At 67.3% G+C, this 16,375-nt stretch carries 20 protein-coding genes and 1 tRNA gene; 9 read left to right on the forward strand and 12 right to left on the reverse strand.

The genetic code is table 11. The features are described from left to right. The first annotated feature begins 28 nt into the window (after positions 1-28). From EOHIBHHM_RS12735 to EOHIBHHM_RS12755, 5 genes are all read left to right on the forward strand, one after another. Positions 29-838 (forward strand): YqcI/YcgG family protein, encoded by an 810-nt coding sequence (locus EOHIBHHM_RS12735; RefSeq protein WP_497251129.1) that lies wholly within the window; start codon positions 29-31, stop codon positions 836-838. Continuing rightward, positions 835-1,398, forward strand: coding sequence for a cysteine hydrolase family protein (locus EOHIBHHM_RS12740; protein WP_497251131.1), 564 nt, complete (start codon positions 835-837; stop codon positions 1,396-1,398). The genes EOHIBHHM_RS12735 and EOHIBHHM_RS12740 overlap by 4 nt, the downstream gene beginning before the upstream one ends. A 69-nt stretch (positions 1,399-1,467) precedes the next feature. Beyond that, the gene (locus tag EOHIBHHM_RS12745) at positions 1,468-1,851 is read left to right on the forward strand and encodes a DUF7994 family protein (protein WP_497251133.1); all 384 of its coding nucleotides are present in this window, start codon (positions 1,468-1,470) and stop codon (positions 1,849-1,851) included. 63 nt (positions 1,852-1,914) lie between these two features. Continuing rightward, the gene (locus EOHIBHHM_RS12750; RefSeq protein WP_497251135.1) at positions 1,915-2,958 is read left to right on the forward strand and encodes a class I SAM-dependent methyltransferase; all 1,044 of its coding nucleotides are present in this window, start codon (positions 1,915-1,917) and stop codon (positions 2,956-2,958) included. Positions 2,959-2,991: 33 nt separating this feature from the next. Continuing rightward, entirely contained in the window at positions 2,992-3,879 is an 888-nt protein-coding gene (locus tag EOHIBHHM_RS12755; protein ID WP_497251137.1) for an HFX_2341 family transcriptional regulator, read from the forward strand. A gap of 34 nt (positions 3,880-3,913) precedes the next feature. Here the strand turns inward: EOHIBHHM_RS12755 and EOHIBHHM_RS12760 are convergent, their stop codons facing one another. The 3 genes from EOHIBHHM_RS12760 to EOHIBHHM_RS12770 form a co-directional block, all read right to left on the reverse strand. Further along, positions 3,914-4,981 carry an enolase-like domain-containing protein gene (locus EOHIBHHM_RS12760; protein WP_497251139.1) on the reverse strand — a complete coding sequence of 356 codons (1,068 nt, stop codon included), beginning with the start codon at positions 4,979-4,981 and terminating at the stop codon, positions 3,914-3,916. Positions 4,982-5,047: 66 nt separating this feature from the next. Beyond that, positions 5,048-5,791 (reverse strand): DUF1405 domain-containing protein, encoded by a 744-nt coding sequence (locus tag EOHIBHHM_RS12765; RefSeq protein WP_497251141.1) that lies wholly within the window; start codon positions 5,789-5,791, stop codon positions 5,048-5,050. 50 nt (positions 5,792-5,841) lie between these two features. Then, positions 5,842-6,234, reverse strand: coding sequence for a DUF5518 domain-containing protein (locus tag EOHIBHHM_RS12770; RefSeq protein ID WP_497251143.1), 393 nt, complete (start codon positions 6,232-6,234; stop codon positions 5,842-5,844). A 121-nt stretch (positions 6,235-6,355) separates the two neighbouring features. Between EOHIBHHM_RS12770 and pdxS the strand changes: the two genes are divergently transcribed. Continuing rightward, positions 6,356-7,264, forward strand: coding sequence for a pyridoxal 5'-phosphate synthase lyase subunit PdxS (pdxS, locus tag EOHIBHHM_RS12775; protein ID WP_497251145.1), 909 nt, complete (start codon positions 6,356-6,358; stop codon positions 7,262-7,264). 183 nt (positions 7,265-7,447) lie between these two features. Here pdxS and EOHIBHHM_RS12780 read toward each other — a convergent pair whose 3' ends face one another. The 4 genes from EOHIBHHM_RS12780 to EOHIBHHM_RS12795 form a co-directional block, all read right to left on the reverse strand. Next, a complete protein-coding gene (locus EOHIBHHM_RS12780) occupies positions 7,448-7,903 on the reverse strand; it encodes a universal stress protein (RefSeq protein ID WP_497251147.1) in 456 nt (151 codons plus the stop codon). Positions 7,904-8,002: 99 nt separating this feature from the next. Then, positions 8,003-8,884, reverse strand: coding sequence for a homoserine kinase (locus EOHIBHHM_RS12785; protein WP_497251149.1), 882 nt, complete (start codon positions 8,882-8,884; stop codon positions 8,003-8,005). Between the two features lie 117 nt (positions 8,885-9,001). Next, positions 9,002-9,253, reverse strand: coding sequence for a DUF8006 family protein (locus tag EOHIBHHM_RS12790; protein ID WP_497251151.1), 252 nt, complete (start codon positions 9,251-9,253; stop codon positions 9,002-9,004). Between the two features lie 43 nt (positions 9,254-9,296). Next, positions 9,297-9,527 carry a DUF7996 family protein gene (locus tag EOHIBHHM_RS12795; RefSeq protein WP_497251153.1) on the reverse strand — a complete coding sequence of 77 codons (231 nt, stop codon included), beginning with the start codon at positions 9,525-9,527 and terminating at the stop codon, positions 9,297-9,299. Positions 9,528-9,637: 110 nt separating this feature from the next. Here EOHIBHHM_RS12795 and EOHIBHHM_RS12800 point away from each other — a divergent pair, with 110 nt between their 5' ends. Further along, positions 9,638-10,858, forward strand: a complete 1,221-nt coding sequence (locus EOHIBHHM_RS12800) for a GNAT family N-acetyltransferase (RefSeq protein WP_497251155.1) — start codon at positions 9,638-9,640, stop codon at positions 10,856-10,858. 8 nt (positions 10,859-10,866) lie between these two features. Here EOHIBHHM_RS12800 and EOHIBHHM_RS12805 read toward each other — a convergent pair whose 3' ends face one another. Both EOHIBHHM_RS12805 and yciH read right to left on the reverse strand, forming a co-directional pair. Beyond that, entirely contained in the window at positions 10,867-11,754 is an 888-nt protein-coding gene (locus tag EOHIBHHM_RS12805) for a hypothetical protein (protein WP_497251157.1), read from the reverse strand. 160 nt (positions 11,755-11,914) lie between these two features. Then, on the reverse strand, positions 11,915-12,214 hold the full coding sequence (gene yciH, locus EOHIBHHM_RS12810; protein ID WP_497251160.1) for a stress response translation initiation inhibitor YciH: 300 nt from the start codon (positions 12,212-12,214) through the stop codon (positions 11,915-11,917). A gap of 210 nt (positions 12,215-12,424) precedes the next feature. Here yciH and EOHIBHHM_RS12815 point away from each other — a divergent pair, with 210 nt between their 5' ends. After that, positions 12,425-12,952: a rhomboid family intramembrane serine protease gene (locus EOHIBHHM_RS12815; protein ID WP_497256997.1), complete on the forward strand. Its 528-nt coding sequence runs from the start codon at positions 12,425-12,427 to the stop codon at positions 12,950-12,952. A 582-nt stretch (positions 12,953-13,534) separates the two neighbouring features. Here the strand turns inward: EOHIBHHM_RS12815 and EOHIBHHM_RS12820 are convergent. From EOHIBHHM_RS12820 to EOHIBHHM_RS12830, 3 genes are all read right to left on the reverse strand, one after another. After that, a tRNA-Ile gene (locus tag EOHIBHHM_RS12820) sits at positions 13,535-13,608 on the reverse strand. Between the two features lie 117 nt (positions 13,609-13,725). Then, positions 13,726-14,208 carry an FxsA family protein gene (locus tag EOHIBHHM_RS12825; protein WP_497251162.1) on the reverse strand — a complete coding sequence of 161 codons (483 nt, stop codon included), beginning with the start codon at positions 14,206-14,208 and terminating at the stop codon, positions 13,726-13,728. Positions 14,209-14,285: 77 nt separating this feature from the next. After that, positions 14,286-15,344, reverse strand: coding sequence for a KaiC domain-containing protein (locus EOHIBHHM_RS12830; RefSeq protein ID WP_497251164.1), 1,059 nt, complete (start codon positions 15,342-15,344; stop codon positions 14,286-14,288). Positions 15,345-15,480: 136 nt separating this feature from the next. Between EOHIBHHM_RS12830 and EOHIBHHM_RS12835 the strand changes: the two genes are divergently transcribed. Next, positions 15,481-16,302: an NAD(+)/NADH kinase gene (locus tag EOHIBHHM_RS12835; protein WP_497251166.1), complete on the forward strand. Its 822-nt coding sequence runs from the start codon at positions 15,481-15,483 to the stop codon at positions 16,300-16,302. Positions 16,303-16,375 lie beyond the last annotated feature (73 nt).

A 16,375-nucleotide genomic window follows, 5' to 3' on the forward strand; every position in this document is an offset into this window, starting at 1 on the left:
AAATCGCCGCGCAGTCCCGAGACGGCGTATGAACGAATCGGGGGTTCAGTCCCTGTTCGACCAGGAGACCGTGATGGCTCGGATCGAGTCCGGCGGGTTCCCCGACTGGGCGGTCGACCACTTCGAGACGTTCCACGCCTCGATGGTCGACGAGCGGGACGGCGAACCGTTCCCCTGTTACTTCGGTGTCGAATCCGAACGCAACGGCGACGCGCTCTACACCTTCGTCGAGTCGACGACCCACCCCGACGCGCTGTTCGCGCTCCGCGAGAACCTCCTCGAGTATCTCGACGTCTTCGAGGCGTTCAGCGAGCGCTGCTCGCTCGTGACGTTCTTCAAGCCACCAGAGGAGCAACTCACCGAGCGCGAGTACCACGAACGACTCTGGCACGTCCTCCAGTTCCTCCACGTTCACGACCCCGAGCCGTGGCCCGAAGAGATCCCCACGGACCCCGACAGCGACTTCTGGGAGTTCTCCTTCGGTGGCGAGCCGATGTTCCCGACTTGTCGCGCGCCGTTCTACGAGCAACGGACGAGCCGATTCTGTCCGCTCGGCCTCGAGATAACCTTCCAGCCTCGCACGCTGTTCGAGGGGATCACCGTCGACACCGACGCGGGCCAGCAGGCCCGCGAGACCATCCAACGGCGCATCGAGAACTACGACGGCGTCTGTCCGCACGCCGACATCGGCGACTGGGGCGTCGAGGGCGACCGCGAGTGGCACCAGTACATGCTCTCGGCCGACGAGTCACAGGCGCCCGACGAGTGTCCCATCGAGATCAGCCGGGAGCATCCGAAGGCCCCCCTCCCCGAGCGCTGGCGCGAGGTTCGGGCGTGACTCTCTCGATCCCCGCCGACGCGGTGCTCCTCCTCGTCGACCTCCAACGGGGGTTCGACGACCCGACGTGGGGCGAGCGCAACAACCCGGAGCTGGAGTCCCGGCTCTCGGAGCTGCTGGCCGCGTGGCGTGCCGCCGACCGCCCGGTCGTCCACGCCCGACACGACTCCACGGAGGAGGACTCCCCGCTCCGCGGCGACGGCTCTGGATTCGCGTTCAAACCGGGGTTCGAACCGCGCGACGGCGAGGCGGAGTTCGTCAAGCGGGTCAACGGTGCGTTCGTCGGGACCGACCTCGAAGCGTTCCTCCGTGAGGGCGGCCACGAGACGCTCGTGATCGCGGGACTCACGACCGACCACTGCGTGTCGACGACGACGCGGCTGGCGGAGAACCTCGGCTTCTCCCCACTCCTCGTCGCCGACGGGACGGCGACGTTCGACCGCGAGGGACCCGACGGGAGACGGTACACGGCCGAGGAGCTGCATCGGACGGCGTTGACGCATCTCCACGGCGAGTTCGCCGAGATCGTCTCGAGCCGAGACGTCGTCGACGCGCTCTGAGTCGCTTAAATCGCTCAAAGCGCCCAAAGCGCCCAAAGAGCTACCACCGTCCCCGCCGACGGGGGACGCATGCGCCGCCTGCTGGTCCTCCTCGGCGTCGGACTGCTCGCCTTCGCCGCCCTCCTCTCGACAGTCACCGGTGTTCCGTCGCAGCCGACGACGTGGCTCTGGGTCGGGTCGCTGACGCTCGCGGGGGCGCTGCTGTTCGTCGCCGGACTCCGTGACTCGTTCGCCGTCGGCTCCGCGACCGTCCGATGGAACGTCCTCGTCGGCGTCGGTCAACTCCTCTTGGCGCTCTCGATGCTCGTCACGACCGTCGACGACGTCCTGACCGGAGGGTCCGTCTCGCCGGTTGGAGCCGTCGCCGGCGTCGTCGGCGCGGCGATGCTCGCGTTCTTCGGCGTCGACTACGTCCGCGGCGGCGTCTACATGCGACTCCCGACCGCCGAGTGACGCCGTCCGACGGGTCGACCCGCGCTGCTACAGCCTGATATGCTCGGCCGACGTACTCGTCTCGTGCCCGTCGTACCCAACGCCCTCGAGCGGTTGATCCTGCTTCGGCTGAACAGAGCCCCCGGTCCGGTGCTCGATCTGGTCGGCGGCGCGGCCGAACGAGCCGTCGGCCTCGCACTCGAACTCGGCCTGTTTGCGGCCCTCGAATCGGGACCGACGAGCCTCGCCGACCTCGCGACGCGACTCGACTGTGCGCCCGAGGGGCTCGAACCGCTCTGTGACTTCCTCGTCGCGCTTGGCTATCTCGACCGAGAGGACGGGCGCTACGCGAACACCGAGATGACGGCGGCGTGGATGCTCGACGCCGACGGCGTCGGCCCGTGGCTGGCGTTCTGGAACGACGTCGTCTTCCCGTTCTGGGAGGCACAAGCGGTGACGGCGGTCAGGGAGGGTGCGCCGCGACAGACGCTGTACGAGTGGCTCGACGACCATCCCGACCGCTGGCGACTCGCTCACGAGGGGTTCCGTGCGGCGGCGAGCGTCCTCGCGCCGATGGCCGTCGAGAGACTGGACGTCACCGGCGACGCCCGCGTGCTCGACGTCGGCGGCGGTCACGGCCTGTACGCGGCGACGCTCGCCGAGCGCCACCCGACCGTTCAGGTCGACGTCTTCGACACCGAACCGGCCCGCGAGGTGGCGCTGGAGACCGCTCGCGAGCGGGGCGTCGAAGCTCGCGTCTCCTTCGTCGCCGGCGACTACACGACCGACTCGCTCGGCGAGGGTTACGACGCCGCCCTGCTGTTCAACGTCGTTCACGCCCACGACGGCCCCGAGAGCGTCGCGCTGTTCGAGCGCGTGCGGGAGGCGCTCGCGCCCGACGGACGGCTGTACGTGCTCGATCAGTTCGACGGCACCGCCCGGACGGCGTTGTCTCGGGCGACCGTCGGGTTCGTGGGACTCACCTACCTCGTCACGCTCGGCCAGCGAGCGCACGACGTGAGCGACGTGAGCGCGTGGCTCGCCGAGGCCGGCTTCGAGGTGCGGGACCGACGGTCGTTCCTCACCGCGCCGGGCGTCTCGCTCGTGGTCGCGACGCCCACGAACTGAACCCTTTTGCCCGGGTCTTGCGAATCGCCGCCCATGCAGACACACATCGTCCCGGTCGGCTTCGACTACGACCGGCTCATCGCGCCGCTGATCCGCGATCAGTTGGACGTCGACCGCGTCATCCTCCTCGAGGGCGCGGTCGGCAGCGAGGCGAACGTCGAGTACTCTCGGAACCTCTCGAAGAAGTTGGAGAAGGACTTCACCAACCTCCTCGGGGCGGAGACCGAGCGGGTCGTGCTCGCGGACGTCTACGACTACGACGCCGCCTTCGAGCAGGCGTACGACCTCATCAACGCCGAACTCGACGCCGGCAGCGAGGTGTGGGTCAACGTCAGCGCGATGCCGCGTCCCGTCTCCTTCGCCTTCGCACTGGCCGCCCACTCGATCACGCTCGAACGACAGGCGGACCGCGACCGAATCCACACCTACTACACGGCTCCCGAGAAGTATCTGGAGACCGAGATGGCCGAGGAACTCCGGGCGACGAGAGAGCTCCTCCGCACCGTCCGCGACGGCGACGTCGACGAGGAGCGCGTCACCGACCGACTCACCAGCATCTCCGATCTGCTCGAAGAGTTCGACGAGCGCGGGACCACCATCGGCGCGAAACAGATCGGCGACGACCACATCGTCGAACTGCCGGTCGCCTCCTTCGCGAACGTCAAACCGTTCGAGGAGGTCATCCTCTTCGAACTCGGCGACCACGGCGAGTTCGCCTCCGTCTCCGAGTTGGCCGAGGCGCTCGCCCGCGAACTCAACGAGGAGTACACCGACAGTTTCCGCTCGAAGGTCATCTACAACGTCGACCGGCTCGGACCCGGTGGCAAGGGGTACATCGAGCAGGAGGAACACGGCAAGTCCTACCGGACGCGGCTCTCGCGCATCGGCGAACTGTGGGTCCGGGCGCACGCCGACGACTGACGGCCGCGCGGACGACCGCTCTCGCGACGGTCGGTCAGAACCCGAGTCCCGTCGGACTCGACGACGGCGACAGCGGACTCGTCGGCGCGTCGTCGGGGACCTCGGGGTCGTTGTAGACGCCGGGGGCGACGTCGTTCGGCCCGTCGGCGTAGAACAGCGAGGCGAGCGCCTGGATCTGGTCGCGACCGACGCCGAGTTCGAACTGGCCGCCGCCGTACAGCGAGATGTCGTTCTCGGCGGCGTAGTCGAGCGTGTCGAACAGCGACTCGACCGTCCCGAACCGCGACGGTTTGACGTTCAACCACTCCGGTTCGAACGGGAGCGACTCGACGCTCTCGACGCCCGTGATGGGGTAGTCCCACGAGATGCGGTCGGCGTTCGCCTCGACCAGCGGGTCCGTCGCCGCCGACTGACCGGGGTCCTCGACGACGGCGTCCGGGAAGTGCTCGAACACCAGTTCGTAGAGGTCGAGGTCCGGTTCCTGGTCGACCTCGGTCCCCTCGTACCGCCCCTTCAGGTCGAGGATGCGGACCGCGCCCGTCTCCGCCAGGTCGGCGACGACGTCCTCGGTCCACTCGGCGGTCGGATCGAGCTTCAGCTCCGTCTCGGGATACTGCCCGAGCAGTGCGTCGACGCGCTCCGTGGTCGGCGGGTCGCCGAGGCGGGTGCTGACGACGAACCGCACCGGGTCGTAGTCGTGGCCGACGACGTCGCCGAGGTTCGTCCTCGCCTGTCGGAGCGCGAGGTCCAGCCCCGCGGACTCGACGGCCCAGCGCCGGTAGTGGTCGCTGGCGTCGCGTTCCGGTTCCTTCGTCGGAAAGAGGTCGACGTCGTCCAGCGCGGCCGAGAACTCGGCGAACGTGTACTCACCGGGGGCGATCTGTCCGTCGTCGTCGCCGACGAGTGCCGGGGCGTCGGCGAGGGCGTCGTGGTCCTCGGTGTCGTAGGTGACGTCCTCGCCGCGTCCCGTCTCGCCGCCACCGTGGAGACCGTAGACGGTCGTCGCGCGGGTGAACCCGCTCGAGGTGTCGCGCTCGTTGCGGGTGCGGTCGCTCGACTCGACGGCGAGCGTGAGGTCGGAGACTGTCTCGAAGAGAGTCACGTGAGCACGTTCGGCGGGGTGCGGATTAAGCCTGAGGTGCGATCGAGCGCGTCGAACGCGCAGCGGCTACTCGCCCGTTCGGGATTCGAGCTTCTTCACGCGCGTCGACAGCGTCCAGAACGTCGCCGTGAGCGTCAACACGACCGCGCCGGCGGCGGCGTACTCGTGGGCGGGCGAGGGGTGGGTGTAGAACCCCGTCGTCGCGTCGAGCAGCTGCGGCGGAAGCAACGTGTGGTGCGGCGTCCCGACGAGGGGAACGAAGTAGTCGACGACGTCGTTCAACCCGTACCACAGGAGAGCGACTGCGACGGCCTTCACCGGGAAGTCGGAGTAGCGATGGATGAGAAACGCCTCCACGACCATCGCGAGGTGACTCCCGAACAGGAAGGCGTACATCGGCCAGCCGACGCCGATGAAGCCGTCGAAGAACAGCGCGAGCACGTACGGCGTCCAGAAGCCGAGCTTCCAGCAGCCGAAGAACGCCAGTGCGTTGACGTACTCGTTGGATCGACCGAGCTTCCACAGCGCCAGCGAGAGGGCGATGAAGAACGTCGCGACGGGGCTGTCGGGGACGAACGGCCACATGACGAGCGGTTCGTTCGCGAACTGGAGGCCGACGAGCGGCGTCGACAGCGGGATCGGCTGGAAGCCGTAGTACCAGAACCCGAAGGCGGTCCCGACGACGTTGATGGCGACCACGACCCACGCGATCCGCAGTCCGAAGTCCTCCAACCAGCGTGGCAGCGGCGCGAGCCACCGCGGCAGGTCGTCGGGGTCGGGGAGTCCCCCACGCCCGTCAGTCACAGACATGACGGATTCGAAGGCAGGTGTTTACAAAGCGATGACGATAGCAGCGGCGGTCAGCGGACGCGGTCTTCAGCGAGGTACGCCCCGAGGTAGCCGCCGAGTGCCCCGAGCGCGACGGTGTAGACACCGGCGACGAGGAAGGCCACCAGCGCGAGAGCCAGCCCGCCGACTGCGACGCCGAGCGGGTTGGCCCCCGGTGGAACGATCGTGAACAGTGCGACGCCGAGGAACACGACGGCCACGACGGGAACCGTCGCGAGGACGCCCGAGAGGGCACCGACCTTCACGCCCTGTTCGCGGGTGCCGCGCTGGAGGTAGCCGGCGACGCCGCCGCCGAGAATGGGCGAGAACGGGACGAACGCGAGGACGACGGTGGCGACTGCGCCGAGCAGCGCGTTGGTGAACGTCTTACCGGCGCGTGGGCTGGATTGCGTAACTGTGGACACGAGAATCACTCGACAGTACATCGCGCTCCGAGCTATTAACCACCGCTGTGAGACGACCGTTCGTGGCTCGTGACAACACGGGAACGATATCCGTTAAGTGCGTCCGGTCGAACGCACACGTATGCCCGAAGAGACCGACCTCGAGGAACTCAAGCGCGGAACAGATCTCGTGAAGCGCGGGTTCGCACAGATGCAGAAGGGCGGCGTCATCATGGACGTCGTCACGCGTGAACAGGCACGGATCGCAGAGGACGCCGGCGCGGTCGCCGTCATGTCGCTGGAGGCGGTGCCGGCCGACATCCGCAAGCGCGGCGGCGTCGCCCGGATGGCCGACCCCGCGTCCGTCGAGGAGATCATCGACGAGGTGTCCATCCCGGTGATGGGGAAGGCCCGCATCGGTCATCACACCGAGGCGCAGATCCTCGAGGCCGTCGGCGTCGACATGATCGACGAGTCCGAGGTACTCACGCCCGCCGACGACGAGTACCACATCGACAAACGCGAGTTCACCTCGCCGTTCGTCTGCGGCGCACGCAACCTCCAGGAGGCGCTCCGCCGCATCGACGAAGGCGCGGCGATGATCCGCACCAAAGGCGAGGCCGGGACGGGCGACGTCAACCAGGCGGTCACCCACCAGCGCGCCATCAAGGGCGCGATCCGCCAACTGGAGGGGATGAACCACGAGGAACGGCAGAAGTGGGCCCGCGAACACGAGGCCCCCGCCGACCTCGTCCACGAGACGGCCGAGATGGGTCGACTCCCCGTCGTCAACTTCGCGGCCGGCGGCATCGCCACGCCCGCGGACGCGGCGCTGATGATGCACCACGGCTGTGACGGCATCTTCGTCGGGTCGGGCATCTTCGGTGCCGAGGACCCCGTCTCGATGGGCAACGCCATCGTCGAGGCGGTCAACAACTGGGACGACCCCGAGACGCTCGCGGAGATCGCCGCCAACATCGGCAAGGGGATGAAGGGGCAGTCGAACAGCGAGATGACCGACGACGAGAAACTGCAGGGTCGCGGGGTCTAAAACCGACCTTTTTTCACGGGGTCCTCGGCCACCTTCGGTGGCCTCGAACCCCGCCAAAAAACCTCGATGAGAAAAGCCGCGAGATTCGGGCCTTCGGCCCTCGCTCGCGGGACAACGCTCTCGTACGCTTTCCGTTACCGCGACCACGACAGCACCGTTCCCGCGACAGCGACAACAGAGACCCTACTTCTCGTCGCCGAGCAACACCGTCACCGGGCCGTCGAACGAGAGGAGCACCTGCTGCGTCAGATCGCCGAACAGCGCCTTCCCGGTCGGCGAGCGGCGGCGACCGGCGATGAACAGGTGGTCGCAGTCGTACGCGTCGGCGGCGTCGAGGATACTGTCGACCTCGCGACCGAACACGGCCTTCGTGTGGTAGTCGACGTCGAGCCCCTCGAACGCCTCCGAGGCCGTCCGCTCGATATCGCGAACGACCGACTCTTCGGCCTGTTCGATGGTGTAGACGAGGTCCGAAGAGTCGATGCTCGCGACGGCGTCGTGAGTGTCCTCGTACTCTTCGGTCGGCGTCACCGAGAGCAACACCAGTTCGGCTCCGTTGCTGGCGGCGAGTTCGCCGGCCTCGCGGAGGATGCGGTCGTTGTGGGCGGAGTCAGTGACGACGACGAGTGCGCGGTTCATACTTTTGATTCGACACGTGGGGTGATGAAGATTCTCGGAGAACTGTCATCTCGGCGCACGCGAACCGGTGACAGACGTCGTCGACGCGTCGTCGGCGTCTCAGTAGTCGAGGACTTCCGCGCCCTTGCCGATGCGGGTCTGGTAGGCCCGCGAGTCGACGCCGGCGTCGGCGAACGCGTCGACCATCGCGCTGGCGATCTCCCGACGGTCCCGAGAGTGGCAGGCGGCGAGCACGCCCGGTCCGGCCCCGCTGACCGTGACACCGGTGGCGCCGGCGTCGAACGCCGCCTGACGGACCTCCTCGTAACCGGTGATCAGTTCGGCGCGGGCGGGCGTGACGACTCTGTCGTACATCCCCTGCCCGACGAGGTCGGGGCTGTTGCGACACATCCCCGTGGCGAGCGTGGCCGCCTGGCCGACCGTGTGGACCACGTCGTCCAGCGACGCCTCCGAGGGGATCACGCGGCGGGCGTCGCGCGTCGACACCGCGATCTCGGGGAGGCAGGCGACGAGCGGGATCGACGCTTGGACCGTCGTCACGTCGTCGCCGGCGGCGATGGTGAACCCGCCGAGGATGGAGGGGGCGACGTTGTCGACGTGGGGTTCACCCGAGACGACTGCCTCTCCTTCGCCCGCGATGGGGACGAGTTCCTTCCGAGTGAGTCCGCGGTCGTACAGCTGGTTGAGGCCGACGGCGACGGCGGCAGCGCTCGCCGCCGACGATCCGAGCCCCGAGGCGGGACGGATCCCCTTGTCGATCTTGATGTGTGCCGGGGCGTCGAGCGCCTCGACGACGGCACCGACCGTGTTCTTCTTCGGGTCTTCGGGGATGAACTGACTGCCCGCACCCGTCACCTCGATGGTCGTCCGTGAGGCCTTCTCGACGCTGACGACGTCTGCCGGACGGTCGAGGGCCACCCCGAAGACGTCGAAACCGCTGCCCAAGTTCGCACTCGTCGCTGGGGCCCTCACCGTAATCATGCCTCTCGGTTTCTGAGGTCGGAAGAAAAAGGTAGCGGAGACGCCGTTCGAGAGGGAGCTGAGAGCGGCGAGAACGGGACCGAGTCGACGACCCCGTGTCGGGGGAGACGCTGCCGATCAGTCGCGTGCGGTCACGTAGACCAGCGGCCCGACGACGAGGAGCGCCAGCCCCAAAAACAGGTAGTGCGGCTTCGCGAGCGACTGCGGCGTGAGCATGAAGATGACGCCGAACAGGATCGTGTTGATGCCGAGGATCTTCTGTGATTTCAGGGGCAGCGCCGCGAGGGTCGTCAGGACGAATCCCAGCAGCAGTGCCTGCCCGATGTTGTAGTTGAGCAGGAAACTGTCGATGAGCTGTAGCGGCAGCATTCTTGCTCGTAACTCACCGCGAATCCCGCATTAAAGTTCCGTTCTACCGTCCGCCGGGACCGGTGAGATCCATCTCTCTGAGCCAGCCGTACCAGAGGACGAACACCATCCCCGCATACCCCATGACGAACACGAACGAACCGAACGTCGGATAACCGGCGTTGCCGAGGAACCACCGCGCCAGCCCGGAGCCGACGACCCCGACGAACAGGATCGCCAGAATGAGGACTCTGTCGCCGGCCAGCAGCCCGCTCCTCTCAGTCACGTCGCTCATGGCTTCCTCTCCGGACCGAATCGCCGTGAATCCCTCGGTTCGGCTCTCCGGTGTGTCTCGGTGTGACACACGACCCGGAACGCTTTAGTCGGGGCTGTCGATGCGAGCGCATGGACTATCGACCCATCCCCGAGGATCACGACGAGGTGGTCCACCGACTCCTCAGTTACGCCTTCCAACCGGAGCGAGGGCCCGATCCCGACGACGAGGACCACGAGCGACCGGAGGAGTATCACCGGCGCGGACTGTACGACGTCGACCCGGACACGCCGATCGCCGACGTCGACGCCGACGACCTCGTCGTGATGTGTGCGTACTACGACTTCACCGCCCGAGTCCGCGGCGAGTTCCACCACGTCGGCGGCGTCTCGGCTGTCGCCTCGCCGCCCGAGTCGCGCCGACAGGGGTACGTCGCCGACCTGCTCGCGAACCTCCACCGCGAGTTCCGCGAGGAGGAGATCGGGCTCGCCGTCCTCTGGCCGTTCGAGTACGCCTTCTACCGGCGGTTCGGCTACGCCATGACGAACACGTCGATCGCGGCGTCGGTGCCACCCGCGGAGCTCGGCGACGTCGTCCCCGATCCGGCCGGGAGGTTCCGTCGTCTCGAGGCCGACGACTACGCCGAACTCGACGAGGTCCACCGCGCGTGGGCGACCGAGGCGCTCGGACTCCAGCGTACCGAAGGCTGGTGGCGCTACCGGACGTTCCAGGGGTGGCGGAAGGACCCCTACGTCTACGGCTGGGCGGACGACGAGGGACAGCTTCGTGGCTACCTCTGCTACACGGTCGACGAGGACGGCGACGACAAGCGGATGGACGTCTTCGAACTCGCCGCCGTCGACGACGAGGCCCGCGGCCACCTGCTGCGGTTCTGCCGCGACCACGACTCGCAAGTCGACACGGTCCGACTTCGCGGGAGGGCGGGCGAGACGCGACTGCTCCAGGCGCTCCCCGACCCCCGCGCTGCGGACGTCGAGGTCCGGCCGGGACCGATGGCCCGCATCGTCGACCTCGAAACTGTCGTCGACGCGCTGTCGTTGCCCGACGACGCGACCGGGTCGGTCGCGCTCGCCGTCCGCGACGACCACTGCGACTGGAACGACGGCACGTTCGAGTTGACCGTCGGGAGCGACGGCGTGACCTGTCGCCGGAGCGACGCGGACGCCGACGCGAGTCTCGACATCGGCGCGCTCTCACAGTTGGCTCTCGGGTCGCTGTCGGTCGACGAGTTGGAACGAGACGGCGACCTGACCGTCGAGTCTGCGGCGGCCCGTGAGACGCTCGTGACGCTCTTTCCGACCGAGACGGTCTACCTCCGGGAGGGGTTCTGACGCCGCACTCAGTCCGTCGACGTGGCCGAACCCGTCGACGGTGACGGTTCGTCGTCCGTCTCCCACTCGTCGAACGTCGGTGACGCGTCGTCGACGTCGGCGAGGAACCGGAGCGTCGCGAGGTTCAACGCGACCCCGAGCGGTGCGGCCGCGGTGGCTCCGACGACGATACCGACGACACCGAGGTTGGCGACGACGGCCGTCCCGACGAGCGACACGAGCGCCGAGAAACCCATGAAGCCGAGCGTGTAGGCGACGTACGGGCCACCGCCGGTCGCGAGGTCGACGCTGCCGCGGACGGCGTCGACGAGTCCTCGCTCGCGGAGGACGACGAGGTACGGAACCGGATAGAAGACGTACGTGAGGACGAGGAAGAGTGGAATGGCGACGAGCACGAGGACGAGGAGACCGGGACCGACGAGCAGACCGAGACCGGCGAGTGCGAGCCCCGAGAGCGTCACGACCAGTTGATAGGTCACCAGTGGCACGGTGTATCGCCGGACGCCCGATCCGAAGTCGTACGACCCCGTCGCGAGCAGTTGCCGGAGACTCCCGAGATAGCCGGCCGTGAGCATCGACTGAAGGACGGCCAGGAGAACCGTTCCGGCAACCGCGCCGACCACCGAGAAGTAGACGAACAGTCCGCCGGGACTCGCCTCCGGACCGCCGGTTCCGACGTGGAGCGTCTCTCGCTGGACGTTGACGAAGGTCCAGACGTCGACGACCGCCGACGGGAAACTGAACGACACGCCGAGTTGAAAGTCGCTCTCGCTGGCGAGGATCTGCTGTATCGCGTCGACGTCGAAGAACGCGACGACGAGTGGAACGAACGCGAGTTCGAGTGCCGCGTTCGCCCGAGACCAGCCGTCGGCGAGTCGAGTCCCGAAGTCAGGCACGTCGGGTCACCTCACGACGACTGCGCTCGTCGACGGGACGCGGATGAGACAAGACACGCTGAGCGGATGGGCGTCTGGAGGGCATGCCCCGACAGACTGACACGTGAAAGATAAGTCCGTCGACGCGACGTGTCCGGTGTCCGGAGAACCGACTGTCGTCTCAGCGTTCGACGTCGTAGCCGCGTTCCCGAAGTAGGTCTGGGAGGCGCTGGAGGTGGTTACCCTGGAGTTCGATCTCGCCGTCCTCGACGGTGCCGCCGCAGGCGAGTGTCCGCTTGAGGTCGCTCGCGAGCGCCTTGACGTCGGTGTCGCCGTCGAACCCGGCGACGACAGTGACCGGTTTCCCGTACCGTCGGGTGTCGACGCGTACCGTCAACAGCCGCTGGGTTCGCTGGAGGTCCGCGTCGATGCCGAGGTCGTCCGGGAGGCCCGTGATGCGACTGAATTCGTCTTGTGCCACGACTAACGTAGGGACTGAGAGGCTAAGGGTGTATGCCTCGCGCCGAGGACGGGAGGACGTCGGTCACCAGCCGTGCGAAGAGTTTTGCTCCGGTCGCCCCGAACTGAAGGCGAAGCCGTGTCCGCTCACTCTCGCCCTCCCGTCGACCGAAACGACCGTTCGTTGCTCGCCGCCGTCACGGGCAACCCAGTCGTCGAGACGCTCGTGGCGATGGTCGTCGTCTCGCTTCTCACGTGGGGCGCCTCGCTCGTCGGTCTCCTCGGGCTGTTCGTCCTCGCTCCGCCCGTGCTCACGCCGCCGTGGGCGCTCGTGACGAGCGTGTACGCTCACTCCGGGCCGACACATCTGCTGTCGAACGCCGTCGTCGTCGCCCTCGCCGGAACGCTCGTCGCGACGTCGACCACCCGGTACCGGTTTCACGCCTTCTTCGTGACGACGGGCGTCCTCGCCGGGCTGGCGCACGTCTGGCTCGGGAGTCTCGTCGGTCCGGCGACTGGGGTACTCGGTGCCAGCGGCGCGGCGTTCGCACTCGTCGGTTACGTCGTCACCGCCAACCCGGTCTCGTCGACGGTCCTCGATCGGCTCCGTCTCCCGCCGCGACTGTTCGTGGCACTCGTCGCCGTCGTCGCCGCCGGACTGACGCTGCTGTTCAGCGCGCCGGGGAGCGCACTCGTCGCTCACCTGACGGGCGCGCTCCTCGGCCTCCTCGCCGGTCGGCTGCGACTGCTTCGGGTCTGAGCCGTCTCAGGGGTCGAACGCCGTCTGTTCCCATCTAATCTTCTATCTAAATATCTATTTAGATGAGCGACTGTCCACCGGTGGAGGTTCGAGGCCGGAGCGTCCGCGCTGGGCGAGGACGAACGAGCCGAAGTGAAAGGCAGTGATTCACTCGAACGTACGGAACTGTCTTTTGCTATCGGAATAATAGTCGCTGTTTCAACGAGAAATATTTAGACAACAAATACAACAGAATAGTGATGTGTCTGGGAGATGAATAAGGAGATGCGACCCCTGCAAACCTGCTGCCCGGAAGGTTTGCCCTCGGTCGCACTCCTCGAACTGCGGTCCGGTTGCTGCCGTGTGGGTTGGCGGACCACTCCCCGCGGCGGACGACGCGATCCTCCTCGCGGACGAGAGAGTCGCCGTGCGAGCTGAAATAGCGAGTGACGACGCCGACGCTCGTCGCCCGTGAAGCGAGTCACCACGAGAACACACCGTCGGAGGCTGGACGCCTCTCTCGGTGTCGTTGTAACGAAGTTAGGTGGCCGGGGAGTTGACTGGCCCCAGCCGTTCACGGCCGCGGGCCGTGAACATGTTGGATGGGCCAACGCGGATTTGAACCGCGGACCTCCCGGTTATCAGCCGAGCGCTCAACCTGACTGAGCTATTGGCCCAGGTTGGCGCATTTACTCATTGCGGCGATTGGTGTTTAAAGATTCCCCTTTGCTTTGCCCTTTGGGTCTGTCGGTTTTTCGCCAGACTGCGGCGTGTTCGCAGGGGGCGAAACCGGCTCAGCTGTCGTCTTCGAACCGGTACGATTCGGGGTCCATATCGTACGTCTCGTCGCCGCCGGGGAAGCCGCCCGTCCAGACGGTTCCACTGACGAACCCGTCGGCCCGCTTGTCGAGGTACGGTTGGACGACGTAGCGCTTCAGCACCTCGCGGATCGGGTAGCGCGTCACCGGGACGGCCAGCAGGAAGCCGATGCCGTCGGTGACGAGCCCCGGGGTGAGCAGGAACGCGCCGGCCGCGACGAGCAGGCCGCCGTCCATCACTTCGTTCGTCGGGATCTCGCCCATCGAGACGCGGCGCTCGAACCGACGCAGCGTGTGCCGTCCCTCGGCGCGCACGAGGAGCATCCCCACCAGTCCGGTGAGGACGACCAACGCGACGACGAGCCGCCAGTCGAGGACGAACTGCGCGAACGCGACCAGCGCCAGCGAGTCGGCCAGTGGGATGAGTAGCAAGAGCGCTATCAGGTAGCGCGGTTTCATGTCTGCCCGTTCCCAGCGAGCGTTCATAGCCCTTTTGTCGCACGGTCGGCGCGAACGGGGGCAGAAGATGTCGGCGGTCAGAAGATGTTCGCCTGCCGGTAGACGCTGATGCCCTCGTTCGTGATCTCGTAGGGTTTCGTCTCCCGAGAGTGGTTCGCGTCGCGGATCTTCTGGATTTCGACCGCCAGCCGCGTCTCCTGGAAGTCGGAGGGACGGACGTACTGTAGGACGAACACTGCGTCGGTCAGATACTCCACGATACCGTATCGCGACGCGTAGGGGCTGTCCTCGCTCGCCTCGGAGGTGAGCATCGTCGTCACGCCGACCTCCTTCAGCGACCGCGTGAAGTCGAACACCTCGTTTCGGCGCTTCGACGGCACGTCGTACATCATCTCGAGCAGCGAGACCGAATCGAGCACGAGTCGCGAGGCGTCGAACTGCTCGACGAGTCGCGGGAGGTCGTTGCGAATGCTCGCGAGGCTGTTGGCCATCTCGACGGGGTCGAGCGCGACGACCGCGAGTCGGTCCTCGTCGACGTATCGACGGAACGGCCACCCTTTCTCCTCGGCGGTCGCGAGGATCGCCTCCTCGCTCTCTTCGAGCGTGATGTAGACCGCGCTCTCGCCGTTCGCGAGCGCCTCCTCCAAGAACTGGAGTCCGAACGTCGTCTTCCCGGTTCCGGCGCTCCCGATGACGGTCATCAGCGATCGTTCGGGCACACCCCCGAGAACCATCTCGTCCAGGCCGTCGATCCCGATCTCGATCCGGTCGATCTCCGACTCGAACGCCTCCTCGTCGAACGCGGAGTCACCGGGTGCGCCGAATCCGAACTCGTCGTTACCGGCCTCTCCGAACGCGAATCCGTCGTTACCGGCCTCTCCGAACGCTCCGAACCCGAACTCGTCGGACTCCATCCCCGACGGGCGTGGTGCGTTCTCGAAGGCGGTGGCGAAATCCTCGGCGAAAGGGTCGTCAGCGCCGGCGTCGTCGAACTCGTCCGACTCGTCGGTGTCCGGTCGGTCCGTCCCGTCGTCGCCCCCAGTCTCGGCTTCGGCTTCGACGTCCGCGTCGACGGTCTCCTCCCTCTCGTCGTCCTGTTCGCGGAGCGCCCGCTCGAACCAGTCGTCGTCAGCCATCGTCGTCGCCTCCGTCCGACTGGGGTCGAGCGTCGCCTGAGACCGTCCGATCTGCCATCACCGACACGTCGGGAGCCGATGTGATGAATGTTGCCCGTACGGAGGCCTTTTGTCGGCCCGACGAGAACCGCCGGACATGAACGTCGGCATCGTCGCACAGCGGGGCAACCGCCGAGCAGCGAGACTCGCCGCAGACCTCCAGTTGCGCCTCGACGAGGCGGGCGTCGCGGTACGGTTCGACGAGGAGACGGCCCGGACGCTCGACGCGGATGGCGTCGACGCCACGGCGTTCGCCACCTGTGACCTCGTCGTGAGCATCGGAGGCGACGGCACGTTCCTCTTTGCGGCCCGTGGCGCACGCGACACCCCCATCCTCGGGATCAACCTCGGCGAAGTGGGCTTTCTCAACGCGGTCCCACCCGAGTCGGCCGTCGAGGCCGTGATGGCCGAGGTGGAGGCGCACCGCGACGGCAAGTTACGCACGCGGAACGTTCCCCGACTCGCCGCCCGCGTCGACGACTGGGAGGGCGAACCCGCGGTCAACGAGGTGGTCGTACAGGGGCCGCGCCGCGGCCGCGGAGGCGGTGTCGACGTCGAGGTCCGCGTCGACGACGCGCTCTACACGAGCGGTCACGTCGACGGCGTCCTCGTGGCTACGCCGACTGGGTCGACCGCGTACAACCTCAGCGAGGGTGGCCCGCTGGTCCACCCGCGCGTCGACGGACTCGTCGTCACCGAGATGTGCGCCGACGGGGGGATGCCGCCGCTCGTCGTCCCCCCGGACAGCGAGGTCACGGTGAGTCTCTCGGGGGCACCGTCCGGCGTCGTCGTCAGCGACGGTCGGAACGCCTACGAGGTCGTCCCACCCGTCGACGTCCACGTCGCTCGGACGGACCCGCCGGTCCGCCTCGCCGGCCCGGAGGCCGACTTCTTCGAGGCGCTCAACAAACTGGACTGAGCGGTTTCGGACTGAGCGGACCGAGCGTCGCGTCTTCGCCGCGTTCCCGCCGCTGTGTCGACGGTTCTCTCCG

It is taken from the genome of Halogranum roseipondis (genome assembly GCF_059695585.1).